This is a genomic window from Streptomyces sp. NBC_00207 (assembly GCF_045160965.1).
Taxonomy (GTDB): domain Bacteria; phylum Actinomycetota; class Actinomycetes; order Streptomycetales; family Streptomycetaceae; genus Streptomyces.
The window spans coordinates 5,347,637-5,364,287 of the sequence record NZ_CP130715.1 but is presented as its reverse complement, the minus strand read 5'-3'; the positions used below and the strand labels follow the sequence as shown (position 1 = coordinate 5,364,287).

General features: G+C 66.4%; 12 protein-coding genes and 3 rRNA genes. 4 read left to right on the top strand and 11 right to left on the bottom strand.

What is annotated here, in order from left to right; genetic code table 11:
- The first annotated feature begins 21 nt into the window (after positions 1–21).
- Both OG472_RS25425 and OG472_RS25420 read left to right on the top strand, forming a co-directional pair.
- Complete coding sequence (locus tag OG472_RS25425) at positions 22–837, top strand: ECF subfamily RNA polymerase sigma factor, BldN family (RefSeq protein WP_361768711.1); 816 nt, start codon at positions 22–24, stop codon at positions 835–837.
- Positions 838–1,072: 235 nt separating this feature from the next.
- Positions 1,073–2,281: a DUF5667 domain-containing protein gene (locus OG472_RS25420; protein WP_401607808.1), complete on the top strand. Its 1,209-nt coding sequence runs from the start codon at positions 1,073–1,075 to the stop codon at positions 2,279–2,281.
- A gap of 52 nt (positions 2,282–2,333) precedes the next feature.
- Here the strand turns inward: OG472_RS25420 and OG472_RS25415 are convergent, their stop codons facing one another.
- The 8 genes from OG472_RS25415 to OG472_RS25380 form a co-directional block, all read right to left on the bottom strand.
- Positions 2,334–3,320 carry a lysophospholipid acyltransferase family protein gene (locus OG472_RS25415; protein WP_405942087.1) on the bottom strand — a complete coding sequence of 329 codons (987 nt, stop codon included), beginning with the start codon at positions 3,318–3,320 and terminating at the stop codon, positions 2,334–2,336.
- The gene (locus tag OG472_RS25410) at positions 3,320–4,396 is read right to left on the bottom strand and encodes an NAD-dependent epimerase/dehydratase family protein (protein WP_401607812.1); all 1,077 of its coding nucleotides are present in this window, start codon (positions 4,394–4,396) and stop codon (positions 3,320–3,322) included. Before OG472_RS25410 ends, OG472_RS25415 begins: the two co-directional genes overlap by 1 nt.
- Before the next feature lie 95 nt (positions 4,397–4,491).
- Entirely contained in the window at positions 4,492–4,590 is a 99-nt protein-coding gene (locus tag OG472_RS25405) for a 30S ribosomal protein bS22 (RefSeq protein ID WP_003948845.1), read from the bottom strand.
- Between the two features lie 121 nt (positions 4,591–4,711).
- A complete protein-coding gene (locus OG472_RS25400; protein WP_008738568.1) occupies positions 4,712–4,921 on the bottom strand; it encodes a helix-turn-helix domain-containing protein in 210 nt (69 codons plus the stop codon).
- Positions 4,922–5,035: 114 nt separating this feature from the next.
- Positions 5,036–5,866 carry a phosphatase gene (locus OG472_RS25395; protein WP_405831387.1) on the bottom strand — a complete coding sequence of 277 codons (831 nt, stop codon included), beginning with the start codon at positions 5,864–5,866 and terminating at the stop codon, positions 5,036–5,038.
- A 97-nt stretch (positions 5,867–5,963) separates the two neighbouring features.
- Positions 5,964–7,112, bottom strand: a complete 1,149-nt coding sequence (locus OG472_RS25390) for an acetoin utilization protein AcuC (RefSeq protein ID WP_405943208.1) — start codon at positions 7,110–7,112, stop codon at positions 5,964–5,966.
- The gene (locus OG472_RS25385; RefSeq protein WP_405942086.1) at positions 7,084–8,307 is read right to left on the bottom strand and encodes an MFS transporter; all 1,224 of its coding nucleotides are present in this window, start codon (positions 8,305–8,307) and stop codon (positions 7,084–7,086) included. Before OG472_RS25385 ends, OG472_RS25390 begins: the two co-directional genes overlap by 29 nt.
- 43 nt (positions 8,308–8,350) lie before the next feature.
- Entirely contained in the window at positions 8,351–9,004 is a 654-nt protein-coding gene (locus OG472_RS25380) for an HAD family hydrolase (protein WP_383574918.1), read from the bottom strand.
- A gap of 130 nt (positions 9,005–9,134) precedes the next feature.
- Here OG472_RS25380 and OG472_RS25375 point away from each other — a divergent pair, with 130 nt between their 5' ends.
- Positions 9,135–9,602, top strand: coding sequence for a hypothetical protein (locus OG472_RS25375; RefSeq protein WP_405942085.1), 468 nt, complete (start codon positions 9,135–9,137; stop codon positions 9,600–9,602).
- 2 nt (positions 9,603–9,604) lie between these two features.
- Here OG472_RS25375 and rrf read toward each other — a convergent pair.
- The 3 genes from rrf to OG472_RS25360 form a co-directional block, all read right to left on the bottom strand.
- A 5S ribosomal RNA gene (gene rrf / locus OG472_RS25370) occupies positions 9,605–9,721 on the bottom strand.
- 76 nt (positions 9,722–9,797) lie between these two features.
- Positions 9,798–12,921 (bottom strand): 23S ribosomal RNA (locus OG472_RS25365).
- A gap of 282 nt (positions 12,922–13,203) precedes the next feature.
- Positions 13,204–14,728, bottom strand: a 16S ribosomal RNA gene (locus OG472_RS25360).
- Together the 16S, 23S and 5S rRNA genes form the textbook arrangement of a ribosomal RNA operon.
- Before the next feature lie 909 nt (positions 14,729–15,637).
- On the opposite strand from OG472_RS25360, the gene trpS reads away from it, so the two are divergent.
- Positions 15,638–16,636 (top strand): tryptophan--tRNA ligase, encoded by a 999-nt coding sequence (gene trpS / locus OG472_RS25355; protein WP_401610878.1) that lies wholly within the window; start codon positions 15,638–15,640, stop codon positions 16,634–16,636.
- Positions 16,637–16,651 lie beyond the last annotated feature (15 nt).

Below are 16,651 nucleotides of genomic sequence, written 5' to 3'. Positions count from 1 at the left end.
AGCTCTGCCTCTGGGAGTCCCGTGTACCCACCTGTCGGGGTTGACGCCTCGGGCCTGGCTCAGCTGCGCGCAACGGTCCTCGACCACCTGCGCGGCTTCGTCCCCACCGCGTACACCGTCCCCGCCTTCGCCGCCGCGGTCCCCGCCGGTATCGGCCCGGCCGGTCCTTGCTATGCCCTGACCGACGGCGGGGCGACGGTGGGCAGACGAGGTCGCGCGGCCGGGGGCTCGAACGGCGCCGCCGGCACGAGCACCCAGGCCACCCCCCGCCGCCCCACCGCGGACAGCGACCAGGCCCGCATGATGGACCTGGTCGAACGAGCCCAGGCGGGCGAGGCCGATGCCTTCGGCCGCCTCTACGACCAGTACAGCGACACGGTCTACCGCTACATCTACTACCGGGTCGGGGGGAAGGCGACCGCGGAGGACCTCACCAGCGAGACGTTCCTGCGCGCGCTGCGCCGCATCTCCACCTTCACCTGGCAGGGCCGCGACTTCGGCGCCTGGCTCGTGACGATCGCCCGCAACCTGGTGGCGGACCACTTCAAGTCCAGCCGCTTCCGGCTGGAGGTCACCACCGGAGAGATGCTCGACGCCAACGAGGTCGAGCGCAGCCCCGAGGACTCCGTCCTGGAGTCCCTCTCCAACGCGGCCCTGCTGGAGGCCGTGCGGAAGCTCAATCCGCAGCAGCAGGAGTGCGTGACCCTGCGCTTCCTGCAGGGCCTCTCGGTCGCCGAGACGGCCCGGGTCATGGGAAAGAACGAAGGAGCCATCAAGACGCTCCAGTACCGGGCGGTCCGCACCCTGGCCCGCCTCCTCCCGGACGACGCCCGCTGACCCCCTCATAAATCAACACAACCTCACATACATCCGGTGACCCCTCGATGACGCTGTGGTCCGATCATCCTTCGTCCGTAACCCAAGTGCCGCGACGCTCGTTGTGCGGAATGCAGACTCCCTGTGGACACGCCCTGCCCGAAGCCGCTCACCCGAAAGTGTGGATGTGCTCAAGGAAGGCAACCTTCCGGACCCCTTGGGGAGTCGATCGTCATGACGAGAGGAGGTGCCGCCAGTGATCGCGAACGTGACTCCGCACCGGCGGGCGAACGCCTTCGCCCAGGCCCTGGAGGATCGGACCCCGTCCGACCTTTCGGAACCGGACCCGGCGGCCGAGCAGTCCGAGGCACCTGCCGAACCTGCCGACCACGACCGGTTGTTGGCCCTGGCGAGCGTGCTCGGCGAAAGAATGCCGCGCCCGGTGCTGGACCCCGAGGTCAAGGTGGTGCAGCGAGCCCAGCTCGTTGCCGCCATGGAGGCCATGGTGTTGGAAGAGAGGGCCGGGGGCGGTGCCGCCTCGGACCCTCACGTGCCCGAGCAGCGGACCGGCCGCGGCGCCCACCGGGCGACCCCGCTCCGGAAATTGCGGCCCCGCTCCCGCTGGTCCAAGGGCATCGCAGCGGGCGGCCTCACCGTGGGTGTGGCCGCGGGGGCCTTCAGCGGAGTGGCCGCTGCCAGTTCCGACGCCCTGCCCGGTGACCACCTCTACCCCGTGAAGCGGGGCATGGAGGACCTGAAGCTGGGGATGGCCGACGACGACGCGGACCGGGGCGAGCTCTACCTCGACCAGGCCTCGAACCGTCTGTCGGAAGCCCGCAGGCTGATGGAACGGGGCCGGCTGGGCGACCTGGACCACGAGTCCCTGGGCGCGATCCGCCGCGCCCTGGCGGGCGTGAAGCACGACGCGGAGGAGGGCCACCGGCTCCTCCAGGCGGCATACGAACGGGACGGCTCGCTCGGCCCGATCCAGAAGCTGTCGTCGTTCTCCCGCTCCCACCGCGATGCGTGGGGCAAGCTCCGCGAGAGGCTCCCGGCGCAGCTCACGGACGTGGGCGGTGAGGTGGAGTCGGTCTTCCAGGCCATAGACGAAGACGTGGCGCCGCTCCAGAGCCTGCTCCCGAAGCCACCGGAGCAGACCCGCGGCACCAGCACGCCCCCCGGCAGTTCCTCCCACAAGCCGGGCGCCCCCAGCGGGGCCCAGCAGTCCGCCCCGGCCGCCGGGACGCCCTCCGGCAGCCCCGCGCCGTCCCCCTCGGGCAGCACCCGGCCACCGGCCGGCGGCGGTCTCCTGGGCGGTACGGGCGACCTGCTCAACCCGCCCGCGGGACAGTCGGCCCCGCCCCCCTCCGGCACCCCGGAGCAGGCCAGGCCGGACATCACCCTCCCGCCCCTCCTCCCGGGCATCCTCCCGGGCCTGGGCCTGGGCGCGGAGGACGCGGAGTAGAGGAAAGGCGGGGCTGCCCACGGCAGCCCCGCCTTCATCCTTCAGCGGCGGGTCAGAAGAACACGGACCGCCGCTGCACCAGCAGCTTGTAGAGCGTGTGCTGGATCTGCTCCCGCACCTGATCCGTCAGGTTGAACATCAGCATGGGATCCTCCGCCGCCTCGGCCGCATAGCCCTCGGTGGAGATCGGCTCGCCGAACTGGATCGTCCACTTCGTCGGCAGCGGCACCGCCCCCAGCGGCCCCAGCCACGGAAACGTCGGCGTGATCGGGAAGTACGGGACCCCCAGCAGCCGCGCCAGCGTCTTCGCGTTGCCGACCATGGGGTAAATCTCCTCCGCCCCCACGATCGAGCACGGCACGATCGGCGTGCCCGCCCGCAGCGCCGTGGACACGAACCCGCCCCGGCCGAACCGCTGCAGCTTGTACCGGTCCCCGAACGGCTTCCCTATCCCCTTGAAGCCCTCCGGCATCACACCGACGAGTTCCCCGGCCTCCAGCAGCCGCTGCGCGTCCTCCGCGCACGCCAGGGTGTGTCCGGCCTTCCGCGCCAGCTCGTTGACCACCGGCAGCATGAACACCAGGTCCGCCGCCAGCAGCCGCAGGTGACGCTGTGCCGGGTGGCGGTCGTGCACGGCGACCTGGAGCATCAGCCCGTCCAGCGGCAGCGTCCCGGAGTGGTTGGCCACGATCAGCGCGCCACCCTCCGCCGGGATGTTCTCGATGCCCCTGACCTCGACCCGGAAGTACTTGTCGTACAGCGGCCGCATCAGGGACATCAGGACCTGGTCCGTCAGTTCCTTGTCGTAGCCGAACTCGTCGACCTCGTAGTCCCCGGTGACCCGCCGCCGCAGGAAGGCCAGCCCGCCCGCGATCCGCCGGTCCCAGCCGTCACCGCGCTCCGCCGGAGCCGGCTCGGGCGCCGGCTCCGGAGCGAGCGGCTGCTCCACCGGCTCGGCGGCGGACACCGCACGCACCCGGCGGGGGATCCGCCGGCGCGGCCGGTCCTCGTCGAACGGAATGACCTTGGCGTCCGCCACTATCGCTTCGCTCCTTCAACCGCGTCGGCATCGACATCGGGCCCGTCTGCCCCCAGCATGGCCGCCATCCGGTCCACTGCCCGCCCGACCCGCTCCGGGGGCAGCAGCCCGCTCCCCCGGCTCCGCGCGAAGTCCGCGAAGGTCTCGGCGGTCGTGTAGAGCGGCTCGAAACCGAGGACCTCCCGCATCTGCGTGGTCTCCACGACCCGGCCGTGCGTGAGCAGCCGCATCTGCTCCGCCGAGAAGTCGGTGACCCCGACCGCCCGCAGCGCGGAACCCACCCACGTCAGCGCGGGCAGCAGCAGCGGCATCGTGGGCCGCCCCAGCCGCCGCGAACACTGCGACAGCAGCAGCACGCCGTCACCCGCGATGTTGAAGGTCCCGCTGTTCAGCGTGCCGCGCCTGGGCTCCTGTGCGGCGAGCCGCAGGACGTCGAGCACGTCGTCCTCGTGCACGAACTGCAGCCGCGGGTCGTAGCCCAGCACGGTCGGCATCACGGGGATCGAGAAGTATTCGGCGAGGGCCGAGTCCGCGAAGGGGCCCAGGATGTTCGCGAACCGCAGCACGCACACCGCGACGTCCGGCCGCCTGCGCGCGAAGCCGCGAACGTATCCCTCGACCTCGGCGGCGTCCTTGGCGAAGCCGCCCGCGGGCAGCGATTTCGGTTCGGTGGTCTCGGTGAAGACGGCCGGATCGCGGGAGGTGCCCCCGTACACGCTGGTACTGGACTTCACCACGAGCCGGCGTACCGTCGGCGACTTCTGGCAGGCCCCGAGGAGCTGCATCGTCCCGATGACGTTCGTTTCCTTGACGGCGCTGCGCGCACCGCCGACGCCCGCGGCGCCCCCGGTGACCGCCAGATGGACCACCGTGTCCACGGCGTGCTCGGCGAGCACGCGGGCGATCGCCGACTGTCTGATGTCCGTACGGACGAACTCCGCCGATCCGAGCCGGTGCGGCGGTGTCACCGCGTCCACCGCGATCACCCGCTCGACGTCCGGGTCACGCTGGATCCGGCGCACGAAGCGGCCGCCCAACTGCCGGGCTGCCCCGGTGACGAGTACGACCTTCCCCACGAGCTCAGCGCCTCCCTCGAAGAAGTCCCCGGCTGCACCGCAGCCCCTCCACCAAGGATGGTGGAGGGGCTGCGGAGAACACGTACAGCTGCCGTTTACTTCTTGTTACGGCGCTGGACGCGGGTGCGCTTGAGCAGCTTGCGGTGCTTCTTCTTAGCCATCCGCTTGCGCCGCTTCTTGATAACAGAGCCCACGACTACCCTCGCTCACTTCTCTTCATTCGGTGCGGGGCGTCGGGGCCCACACGACCTACGTCGGCCTAGCCTACCGTCCCGAGCTCTGAGCTTGTAATCCGAGGGCGTGCCGGGGTCAGTCTCAGGCCGACTCCACCCCCACATAGGACTCTCGGAGGTACTCGTGGACCGCGTTTTCGGGGACCCGGAAGGACCGGCCCACCCGGATTGCGGGCAGATGACCGTTGTGCACCAGCCGGTACACGGTCATCTTCGACACTCGCATCACCGAGGCAACCTCCGCCACGGTCAGGAACTGAACCTCGCTGAGAGGCCTCTCGCCAGCAGCCATGACACACCTTGACCTTCCGCGCATGACGGGCACCGGCTTCCCCTCCGGTTACTCCTCGTCGTCGCACGCTCACTCCCCAGAGTAGGGGCGCGTGATACGAGTGGGGAAGAGGAGCTACGGCCACTCCTGCCGCCCCGTCAGACTCGCCCGGCCGAGCACGTAGCGGATAAGCGGTCGGTAGTAGTCCGCTCGCACCGCGTCATCAAGTGGAACGGCCACCGAGACCCGCCCCTCGGCCTCCCCGACGAACAGCGCGGGATCGTCCGTGTCCGCCAGCCCGATCGCCTTCACACCGAGCTGACCTGCGCCGCAGACCCACCCGTGGTCCCCCACGACCAGCTCCGGCAGCGGCCCGCCGGCCTCCGCGAGGGCCCCCAGCGCGATCCGAACCGGCAGGGGTGAATGGGTGTGCACGCCGGTCGCACTCCCCGGCACCCGCACGCCGGGTTCCCGCACCAGCGCGACCCCCCGTACGTATTCGATGCGGTGCGTGCGTACGCCGAACCGGGTCGCCATGTCGACACTCACCCCCTGCGCCGGGGTGAGGACAACACATCCCGCCGCCGACATCGCCTCGGCCAAACCGGCGTAGAAGCCCAGGAGCCGGTGCGGGTGACCGGTCCCGAACAGCACGGGCGACCGCGCCTGCGCCGCCTCCCGCAGCCGCGCCGCGAAGGCCTCCAGCGCCGCCACCGTCCGCTCCGGGTCGATCACGTCCGGCCCGCTGACGTGCGCCGGGTCCGCCGAGACACCGCACTTGTCCGCCATCAGCCTCAGCAGGTCACCCTCGCCCCAGCCCCACTCCGGATCCAGCCCCAGCATCACCCGCGGATCGCGCGCCGCGAACAGCCGGTAGCTGCGCAGGCTCTCCTCCCGGGAGGTGGCGACGGGCCCGGCCAACCGGGCGGCCAGCAGATGCGCACGCAGCGCGCCGGTGCTCAACACCCTCCGATGCTGCCCCCAACACATCTGGCGGGTCATCAATTCCGGCGAACAGCCCCACCGTTGGCGTAACGATGCAGCAAGGTCATCCGAGAGGGGGTCAGGTCAACATTCCGCGCAGCGGGAAGACCGCCCGCCGCGTGGCGAGAACGGCTTGATCCGTGCGGTCCGCCGGGTCGTACCCCGCGTCCCAGTCCCGCCACGACGGCGTCCGCCCGTCCGTCATCCGGGCCGGCGCCAACTGACGCGTCCGCGCGTACACCTCGTCCCGCCACGACGCCGGTACCGCCGACTCCGGGTCCACCGGCCGGTGCGCGGCGATCGCCACCAGGTGCGTCCACGACCGCGGCACGACGTCCACCACCGCGTACCCGCCGCCGCCCAGCGCCAGCCACCTGCCGTCCGAGTACTCGTGCGCGAGCCGGTGACAGGACTCCTGGACGGCCCGCTGGGCGTCCAGGGAGACCGCCAGGTGGGCGAGCGGGTCCTCGAAGTGCGTATCGGCCCCGTGCTGGGTCACCAGCACCTGCGGCCGGAAGTCCGCCAGCAGCTCCGGCACGACCCCGTGGAAGGCCCGCAGCCACCCCTCGTCCCCGGTCCCGGCGGGCAGCGCGATGTTCACCGCCGACCCCTCGGCCGCCGGCCCGCCGGTCTCCTCCGGCCAGCCGGTCTGCGGGAACAGCGTCCGCGGATGCTCGTGCATCGAGATCGTCAGCACCCGCGGGTCGTCCCAGAAGGCCGCCTGCACGCCGTCCCCGTGATGGACGTCCACATCCACGTAGGCCACCCGCTCGGCCCCCAGCTCCAGCAGCCTGGCGATCGCCAGCGACGCGTCGTTGTAGACGCAGAAACCGGCCGCCCCGCCCGGCATGGCGTGGTGCAGCCCGCCCGCGAAGTTCACCGCGTGCTCGGCATCCCCGCTCCAGAGCGCCTCCGCGCCCGCCACGGACTGCCCGGCGATCAGCGCCGACGCCTCGTGCATGCCGTGGAAGGCCGGATCGTCCAGGGTGCCCAGTCCGTACGACCCGTCGGCGGCCCCCGGGTCGCCGGACACCTCGCGCACCGCGGCGACGTAGTCCTCCCGGTGGACCAGCCGCAGCGTCGAGTCCCCGGCCGCCGGCGCCGCCCGTACCTCCATCGCCCGGTCCAGCCCGAAGGCGCGCACCAGGCCCATGGTCAGCGCCAGGCGCACCGGGTCCATCGGATGGCTCGGTCCGAAGTCATACCTCGTTACCGCCTCGTCCCACATCAACAGCCCGGTCACCGGCTCGCCGCTCATGCCGGACACCGTATCGGGCGCCGTCGGAGCCGAACGAGCGGGCGTGGAAGAGTGTCACCAGCACCAGGGCCATCGGCACCAGCATCGCGCCCCGGTAGCTCCAGGCGTCACCGATCCCGCCGACGAGCGGCGACCCGATCAGGAAACCGACGTAGTTGAAGATGTTGAGCCTGGCGATGGCGGTGTCGGAGCTCCCCGGGAACAGCCGCCCGGCGGCGGCGAAGGTCTGCGGCACGATCACGCACAGCCCGATCCCCAGCAGGGTGAAGCCGAGCATCCCCACCCAGGCCCCCGGCGCGGCGGCGACGACGGCGAAGCCGGCGGCCGCGACCAGCGTCCCGCCCCGCACCACGGCCGCGGCCCCGAACCGGCGCACGCCCAGGTCCCCGACGGCCCGCCCGATGAGGGTGGTCACCATGTAGACGTTGTAGGGGACGGTCGCCGTCTGCTCCGAGCTCCCGAGCACGTCCTGGAGGTACTTGGCACTCCAGTTCGCCACCGTCGAGTCCCCGATGTACGCACACGCCATCACCAGGCACAGCGGCAGCAGCAGCTTGAACCCGCCGCTTCCCAGACCCTTCTCCTGCACCTCCCCCGCGCCCGTCCCGTCCACGTAGCGCCGGCTCAGCAGCAGCACGAGCGGCACCAGCACGGCCACGGCCGGCAGATAGCCGGTGAACAGGCTCAGGTGCCAGTGCGCCCCCGCCCACGCGGCCGACGCGCCCAGGATCCCGCCGAGGCTGTACGCGGCGTGGAAGCCGAGCATGATGCTGCGCCCGTAGGCCCGCTGCAGGCTGACCCCGAGCATGTTCATCGAGGCGTCCAGCGCACCCACCGACAGCCCGAACGCCCCCAGGGCCACCGCCACGTGCCACATCTGGCTGCCGGTCCCGACGGCCAGCAGGGACAGCAGCACGAGCGGCTGCGCCCACCGCAGTACGACGCTGGGCGCCACCCGCTTCACCAGGTGCTCGGTGGCCACGCTCGCCACGCCGGCGAGGACCGGCACGGCGGCGAGGAAGGCGGGCAGCAGCCCGTCGGATATCCCGTACCGGTCCTGGATGGCCGGGATCCGGGTCACGAGCAGCGCGAAGGCGACACCCTGCGCGAAGAAACTGAACCCCAGAGCGCCCCGGCCGCGCCGCAGCCGCACATCATCCGTCATGGCGCGTCAGCGTAGGGCCCGAGGCTACCCGTGGGTAGAGCGATCACACAGGCAGTTGGAGGAGCAGCGGGACCTGCATCATGTCCCCGAAGTACCCGGTGGCCCCGGGCAGCTCGTCCGCGGGCAGCATCGCCGTGTACGCGTACACGTCCATCCCGGCGGCCACGGCGGCCTGGATCCCGCGGGGGCTGTCCTCGATGACGACGCACCGCGCGGGCTCGACGCCCATCTGCCGTGCCGCGTACAGGAACAGATCGGGGGCCGGCTTGCCCTCGCCCACGTCCTCGGAGCTGAAGATCCACTCCTCCTCGAACCAGCCGTCGATCCCGGCCGCCAGGTGCCCGGCCCTGATCCGCTCGTGGCTTCCGGAGGAGGCCAGGCAGTATCCGACCCCGCTGGCGGTCAGCGCCCCGAGCACGTCCTCGATGCCGGCGACCGGCTTCAGCTCCCGCTCGAACGCGGCGACGGTCCGCGCGGCCAGCGTCGCGTCGAAGTCCGCGGGCAGCCGCTCCCCGGTCCGTTCGAGGACGAGGTCGTGCACCCGGTGCACGGCGGCCCCCATGTAGTCGCGGAGCGAGTCCTCGTACGTGGTCGGGTGCCCCAGCTCGGTCAGGTACGCGGCGAGGACGCTGTTGGCGAGCGGCTCACTGTCCACCAGCACGCCGTCGTTGTCGAAGATGACGAGGTCATAGCCCATACCCCAACCTTACGAGCCGTCAGCTCAGGTCCCCGGCAACCCGGAGCTGGTGAACGGACGAACGGCAGAAGATTCACGGACCGCCTCGTCGAGCCGGATACGCTGGCCGGGCACCCGCCAGGAGGACACCATGGCCGACCTCACCCCCGAGCAGATGCGCCGCATGCACGATTTCGCGGAGCAACTGGCGGAGCTGGCCGAGCGCCGGGAAGACCGGTGGAAGGTGCAGACCACCGACGGCCAGATCTTCCTGACGATGGTGAGCCCCACGGCCCCGCACGGGCTCAACGTGATGCGACTGCGCCGTCAGATCGAGGCCCAGACACCCGAGGTGATGGCCCTCAACGACACGAACATGGGCGATCCTCAAACAGGTCTCACCAAGGTCCCCGACCTCATGGTCATCGCGGAGGAGGACACGGACGACACCGCGAAGTCGGCGACACTGTCACCGCCGGCCGCTGGACGCTCGACACGAGCACCCTCAAAAGCTATCCCGCCGACTGGTGAGGCGGTCTCGCGCCAAGCCCTGCGGGTCGTAAACGCAGAAAAGCCCCGCACCGAACCCGAGGGTTTGGTGCGGGGCTTCCCGCAATGATTGTTCGGCGGCGTCCTACTCTCCCACAGGGTCCCCCCTGCAGTACCATCGGCGCTGAAAGGCTTAGCTTCCGGGTTCGGAATGTAACCGGGCGTTTCCCTAACGCTATGACCACCGAAACACTATGAAATTTGAACGCTGGCATGGACACAGCTGTTCGTTATTTCAGAACTAACACAGTGGACGCGAGCAACTGAGGACAAGCCCTCGGCCTATTAGTACCAGTCAGCTTCACCCGTTACCGGGCTTCCACATCTGGCCTATCAACCCAGTCGTCTACTGGGAGCCTTACCCTCTCAAGGAGGTGGGAATACTCATCTTGAAGCAGGCTTCCCGCTTAGATGCTTTCAGCGGTTATCCCTCCCGAACGTAGCCAACCAGCCATGCCCTTGGCAGGACAACTGGCACACCAGAGGTTCGTCCGTCCCGGTCCTCTCGTACTAGGGACAGCCCTTCTCAATATTCCTACGCGCACAGCGGATAGGGACCGAACTGTCTCACGACGTTCTAAACCCAGCTCGCGTACCGCTTTAATGGGCGAACAGCCCAACCCTTGGGACCGACTCCAGCCCCAGGATGCGACGAGCCGACATCGAGGTGCCAAACCATCCCGTCGATATGGACTCTTGGGGAAGATCAGCCTGTTATCCCCGGGGTACCTTTTATCCGTTGAGCGACGGCGCTTCCACAAGCCACCGCCGGATCACTAGTCCCGACTTTCGTCCCTGCTCGACCCGTCGGTCTCACAGTCAAGCTCCCTTGTGCACTTACACTCAACACCTGATTGCCAACCAGGCTGAGGGAACCTTTGGGCGCCTCCGTTACCCTTTGGGAGGCAACCGCCCCAGTTAAACTACCCATCAGACACTGTCCCTGATCCGGATCACGGACCGAGGTTAGACATCCAGCACGACCAGAGTGGTATTTCAACGATGACTCCACCCCAACTGGCGTTGGGGTTTCACAGTCTCCCACCTATCCTACACAAGCCGAACCGAACACCAATATCAAACTGTAGTAAAGGTCCCGGGGTCTTTCCGTCCTGCTGCGCGAAACGAGCATCTTTACTCGTAGTGCAATTTCACCGGGCCTATGGTTGAGACAGTCGAGAAGTCGTTACGCCATTCGTGCAGGTCGGAACTTACCCGACAAGGAATTTCGCTACCTTAGGATGGTTATAGTTACCACCGCCGTTTACTGGCGCTTAAGTTCTCAGCTTCGCACGCCCGAAAGCGCACTAACCGGTCCCCTTAACGTTCCAGCACCGGGCAGGCGTCAGTCCGTATACATCGCCTTACGGCTTCGCACGGACCTGTGTTTTTAGTAAACAGTCGCTTCTCGCTGGTCTCTGCGGCCATCCCCAGCTCAGGAAGCAAGTTCCTTCACCAGTGATGGCCCCCCTTCTCCCGAAGTTACGGGGGCATTTTGCCGAGTTCCTTAACCATAGTTCACCCGAACGCCTCGGTATTCTCTACCTGACCACCTGAGTCGGTTTAGGGTACGGGCCGCCATGAAACTCGCTAGAGGCTTTTCTCGACAGCATAGGATCATCCACTTCACCACAATCGGCTCGGCATCAGGTCTCAGCCTTATATGAGGGACGGATTTGCCTACCCCTCGGCCTACACCCTTACCCCGGGACAACCACCGCCCGGGCTGGACTACCTTCCTGCGTCACCCCATCGCTTACCTACTACAAGTCTGGTTCGTCGGCTCCACCACTTTCCTTTCCCCGAAGGGTCCGGAACGGCTTCACGGACTTAGCATCGCCTGATTCGATATTGGGCGTTTCAAAGCGGGTACCGGAATATCAACCGGTTGTCCATCGACTACGCCTGTCGGCCTCGCCTTAGGTCCCGACTTACCCTGGGCAGATCAGCTTGACCCAGGAACCCTTAGTCAATCGGCGCACACGTTTCTCACGTGTGTATCGCTACTCATGCCTGCATTCTCACTCGTGAACCGTCCACAACTAGCTTCCGCTGCTGCTTCACCCGGCACACGACGCTCCCCTACCCATCACAGCGGGCGTTGGCCCTATTGCTGCAATGACACGACTTCGGCGGTACGCTTGAGCCCCGCTACATTGTCGGCGCGGAATCACTTGACCAGTGAGCTATTACGCACTCTTTCAAGGGTGGCTGCTTCTAAGCCAACCTCCTGGTTGTCTCTGCGACTCCACATCCTTTCCCACTTAGCGTACGCTTAGGGGCCTTAGTCGATGCTCTGGGCTGTTTCCCTCTCGACCATGGAGCTTATCCCCCACAGTCTCACTGCCGTGCTCTCACTTACCGGCATTCGGAGTTTGGCTAAGGTCAGTAACCCGGTAGGGCCCATCGCCTATCCAGTGCTCTACCTCCGGCAAGAAACACACGACGCTGCACCTAAATGCATTTCGGGGAGAACCAGCTATCACGGAGTTTGATTGGCCTTTCACCCCTAACCACAGGTCATCCCCCAGGTTTTCAACCCTGGTGGGTTCGGTCCTCCACGAAGTCTTACCTCCGCTTCAACCTGCCCATGGCTAGATCACTCCGCTTCGGGTCTAGAGCGTGCAACTCAATCGCCCTATTCGGACTCGCTTTCGCTACGGCTTCCCCACACGGGTTAACCTCGCTACACACCGCTAACTCGCAGGCTCATTCTTCAAAAGGCACGCAGTCACGACCGTTGTTCCGAAGAACAACGGCGACGCTCCCACGGCTTGTAGGCACACGGTTTCAGGTACTATTTCACTCCGCTCCCGCGGTACTTTTCACCATTCCCTCACGGTACTATCCGCTATCGGTCACCAGGGAATATTTAGGCTTAGCGGGTGGTCCCGCCAGATTCACACGGGATTTCTCGGGCCCCGTGCTACTTGGGAGATGAGCAAGCAAGCCGCTGATGTTTCGTCTACGGGGGTCTTACCCTCTACGCCGGACCTTTCGCATGTCCTTCGACTACATCAACGGTTTCTGACTCGCCGACCGGCCGGCAGACCGATCAAGCTCATTCCCACAACCCCGCATGCGCAACCCCTGCCGGGTATCACACGCATACGGTTTGGCCTCATCCGGTTTCGCTCGCCACTACTCCCGGAATCACGGTTGTTTTCTCTTCCTGCGGGTACTGAGATGTTTCACTTCCCCGCGTTCCCTCCACATGCCCTATGTGTTCAGGCATGGGTGACAGCCCATGACGACTGCCGGGTTTCCCCATTCGGACACCCCCGGATCAAAGCTCAGTTGGCAGCTCCCCGGGGCCTATCGCGGCCTCTCACGTCCTTCATCGGTTCCTGGTGCCAAGGCATCCACCGTGCGCCCTTAAAAACTTGGCCACAGATGCTCGCGTCCACTGTGTAGTTCTCAAACAACGACCAGCCACCCATCACCCCACCAGACAAGCTAGTGAGTTCACTGGGGCCGGCACTGAAGACATGACCTTACGGCCGTACCTTCAGGACCCAACAACGTGCCAAGCATCCCCGTTCATCCGTCTCCTCTTTCCACGCCGAAGCAGTACTCGAGAACCATCAGACCGAAGATGCCAACTAATCAACGTTCCACCCATGAGCTGACCGTGCAGAACGTTTGTCTGCAATCGGTACTGTGCTCCTTAGAAAGGAGGTGATCCAGCCGCACCTTCCGGTACGGCTACCTTGTTACGACTTCGTCCCAATCGCCAGTCCCACCTTCGACAGCTCCCTCCCTTACGGGTTGGGCCACCGGCTTCGGGTGTTACCGACTTTCGTGACGTGACGGGCGGTGTGTACAAGGCCCGGGAACGTATTCACCGCAGCAATGCTGATCTGCGATTACTAGCGACTCCGACTTCATGGGGTCGAGTTGCAGACCCCAATCCGAACTGAGACCGGCTTTTTGAGATTCGCTCCACCTCACGGTATCGCAGCTCATTGTACCGGCCATTGTAGCACGTGTGCAGCCCAAGACATAAGGGGCATGATGACTTGACGTCGTCCCCACCTTCCTCCGAGTTGACCCCGGCGGTCTCCTGTGAGTCCCCATCACCCCGAAGGGCATGCTGGCAACACAGGACAAGGGTTGCGCTCGTTGCGGGACTTAACCCAACATCTCACGACACGAGCTGACGACAGCCATGCACCACCTGTATACCGACCACAAGGGGGGCACTATCTCTAATGCTTTCCGGTATATGTCAAGCCTTGGTAAGGTTCTTCGCGTTGCGTCGAATTAAGCCACATGCTCCGCCGCTTGTGCGGGCCCCCGTCAATTCCTTTGAGTTTTAGCCTTGCGGCCGTACTCCCCAGGCGGGGAACTTAATGCGTTAGCTGCGGCACCGACGACGTGGAATGTCGCCAACACCTAGTTCCCAACGTTTACGGCGTGGACTACCAGGGTATCTAATCCTGTTCGCTCCCCACGCTTTCGCTCCTCAGCGTCAGTAATGGCCCAGAGATCCGCCTTCGCCACCGGTGTTCCTCCTGATATCTGCGCATTTCACCGCTACACCAGGAATTCCGATCTCCCCTACCACACTCTAGCTAGCCCGTATCGAATGCAGACCCGAGGTTAAGCCTCGGGCTTTCACATCCGACGTGACAAGCCGCCTACGAGCTCTTTACGCCCAATAATTCCGGACAACGCTTGCGCCCTACGTATTACCGCGGCTGCTGGCACGTAGTTAGCCGGCGCTTCTTCTGCAGGTACCGTCACTTTCGCTTCTTCCCTGCTGAAAGAGGTTTACAACCCGAAGGCCGTCATCCCTCACGCGGCGTCGCTGCATCAGGCTTTCGCCCATTGTGCAATATTCCCCACTGCTGCCTCCCGTAGGAGTCTGGGCCGTGTCTCAGTCCCAGTGTGGCCGGTCGCCCTCTCAGGCCGGCTACCCGTCGTCGCCTTGGTGGGCCATTACCCCACCAACAAGCTGATAGGCCGCGGGCTCATCCTTCACCGCCGGAGCTTTCAACCCCCGCCCATGCAGGCAGGAGTGGTATCCGGTATTAGACCCCGTTTCCAGGGCTTGTCCCAGAGTGAAGGGCAGATTGCCCACGTGTTACTCACCCGTTCGCCACTAATCCACCCCGAAGGGCTTCATCGTTCGACTTGCATGTGTTAAGCACGCCGCCAGCGTTCGTCCTGAGCCAGGATCAAACTCTCCATGAATGTTTACCCGTAATCGGGTGCACACATCACTTAGAGCGGGCACGTCATGTCGGAATAAGACCGACGCGCCACAACGTCCTCGCTGTGTAATTGCCTGCCAGTGCCCGAAGGCCCGACAGGACTTTTTCAAAGGAACCTCATCCACCGAAGTGGACGGGGTATCAACTTCTGGCGTTGATTTTTGGCACGCTGTTGAGTTCTCAAGGAACGGACGCTTCCTTTGTACTCACCCTCTCGGGCTTTCCTCCGGGCTTTCGTTCTGTGTTCTTGCGTTTCCGACTCTATCAGACTCTTTCGGGCCCGACTTCCTCGGCGCTTTCCAGTTCCTGCGCTTTCGCGCTTTCCCTTTCCGGCGATTCCGACTCTATCAGATCCTTTCGGGCCTGACGCCCGGTCAGCGGGCTTTGCCTCGGGGCTGTTTGGCCCCTTCGGCGAGTGAGACAGTAGCGGATTCCCCGCCCCCGAACCTAATCGGCGGCGGCGTCCTCGGACGCGGATTCCTCATTCGCAAATACGCATGAAAACAAGACGACGGAGTGCGTCGTTCGTTCGAATGTGTGGTGCGGAATGGCCGTCCGGGGACCGACCGGGGTCGGCGCTCACTTCGGACAACTCGAAGAACCTTACGGATCGGGCACACCTGTGTCAACCCCCCGCCGTCCGGCGCGCGGACGTCCTCGAAACTCACGCCGCGCTCGCCCCCGCCCGTCTACGCTGGGCCCATGACTACGCATGTGCTCACGCTCAGCCTTCGCTGGTGGGCCGCCTGACGGCGGCCGACCTTCCACGCGAGCACGCATGCGCTCACGGCCGCCGCTACGGCGGCCGTTTTTGTTTCTCCCTCCCGGGAGTGGCTCGGTCGCCCCACGCGATGGCCCCGACACCACTCACACACAGGGAGAGCAGGACATGACGAGGATCTTCAGCGGGGTCAAGCCGACCGGTCATCTGACGCTGGGCAACTACCTGGGGGCCGTACGGCAGTGGGTCGCCGCCGACCAGGAGCCGGACGAGGCGCTGTTCTGCGTCGTCGACCTCCACGCGCTGACCGTCGAGCACGAACCGGCGCGCGTACGGAGGCTGAGCCGGCAGGCGGCGACGCTGCTGCTCGCCGCCGGGCTGGATCCGCAGCGGTGCACGCTCTTCGTGCAGAGCCACGTCGACGAGCACACGCGGCTGGCGTACCTCCTGGAGTGCACCGCCACCGACGGGGAGCTGCGGCGGATGATCCAGTACAAGGAGAAGGCGGCGAAGGCTCAGGCCTCCGGGGACGGCGTACGGCTGTCGCTGCTCACCTATCCCGTGCTGATGGCCGCCGACATCCTGGCGTACGGGACCCAGGAGGTGCCGGTCGGGGAGGACCAGCGGCAGCACGTGGAGCTGACGCGCGACCTGGCGGTGCGCTTCAACCAGCGCTACGGCCACACCTTCACCGTGCCGAAGGCGACGCATCCGGCGGTGGCCGCGCGGGTCATGGACCTGCAGGAGCCGACCTCGAAGATGGGGAAGTCCCATGAGAACGGGGCGGGGATCGTCTACCTGCTCGACGAGCCCGGGGTCGTGCGCAGGAAGGTGATGCGGGCGGTCACCGACAGCGGGGACGGTGCGGTGGTCTACGACCGGGAGGCGCGGCCGGGGGTCGCGAACCTGCTGGACATCCTGGCGGCGTGCACCGGGGGTGATCCGGTCGGGCTGGCCGACGGGTACAGCGGGTACGGGGCGCTGAAGCGGGACGTCGCCGACGCGGTGGTCGAGCTGTTGCGGCCGGTGCAGGAGCGGCATGCGGAGCTGGCCGGCGACCCGGCGGAGGTGGAGAAGGTGCTGCGGGAAGGTGCCGGGCGGGCCCGGGAGCTGGCGCGGCCCGTGGTGGACCGGGCGTACCGGGCCATCGGGCTGCTGGAGCCGTGACGGGTGGGGGTCCCG

Excerpts from the sequence above, each read along its gene's own strand:
- OG472_RS25385 (WP_405942086.1), bottom strand. The coding sequence starts at position 8,307 with ATGACGGATGATGTGCGGCTGCGGCGCGGCCGGGGCGCTCTGGGGTTC.
- OG472_RS25380 (WP_383574918.1), bottom strand. The coding sequence starts at position 9,004 with ATGGGCTATGACCTCGTCATCTTCGACAACGACGGCGTGCTGGTGGAC.
- OG472_RS25375 (WP_405942085.1), top strand. The coding sequence starts at position 9,135 with ATGGCCGACCTCACCCCCGAGCAGATGCGCCGCATGCACGATTTCGCG.
- OG472_RS25400 (WP_008738568.1), bottom strand. The coding sequence starts at position 4,921 with ATGGCTGCTGGCGAGAGGCCTCTCAGCGAGGTTCAGTTCCTGACCGTG.
- OG472_RS25390 (WP_405943208.1), bottom strand. The coding sequence starts at position 7,112 with ATGTGGGACGAGGCGGTAACGAGGTATGACTTCGGACCGAGCCATCCG.
- trpS (WP_401610878.1), top strand. The coding sequence starts at position 15,638 with ATGACGAGGATCTTCAGCGGGGTCAAGCCGACCGGTCATCTGACGCTG.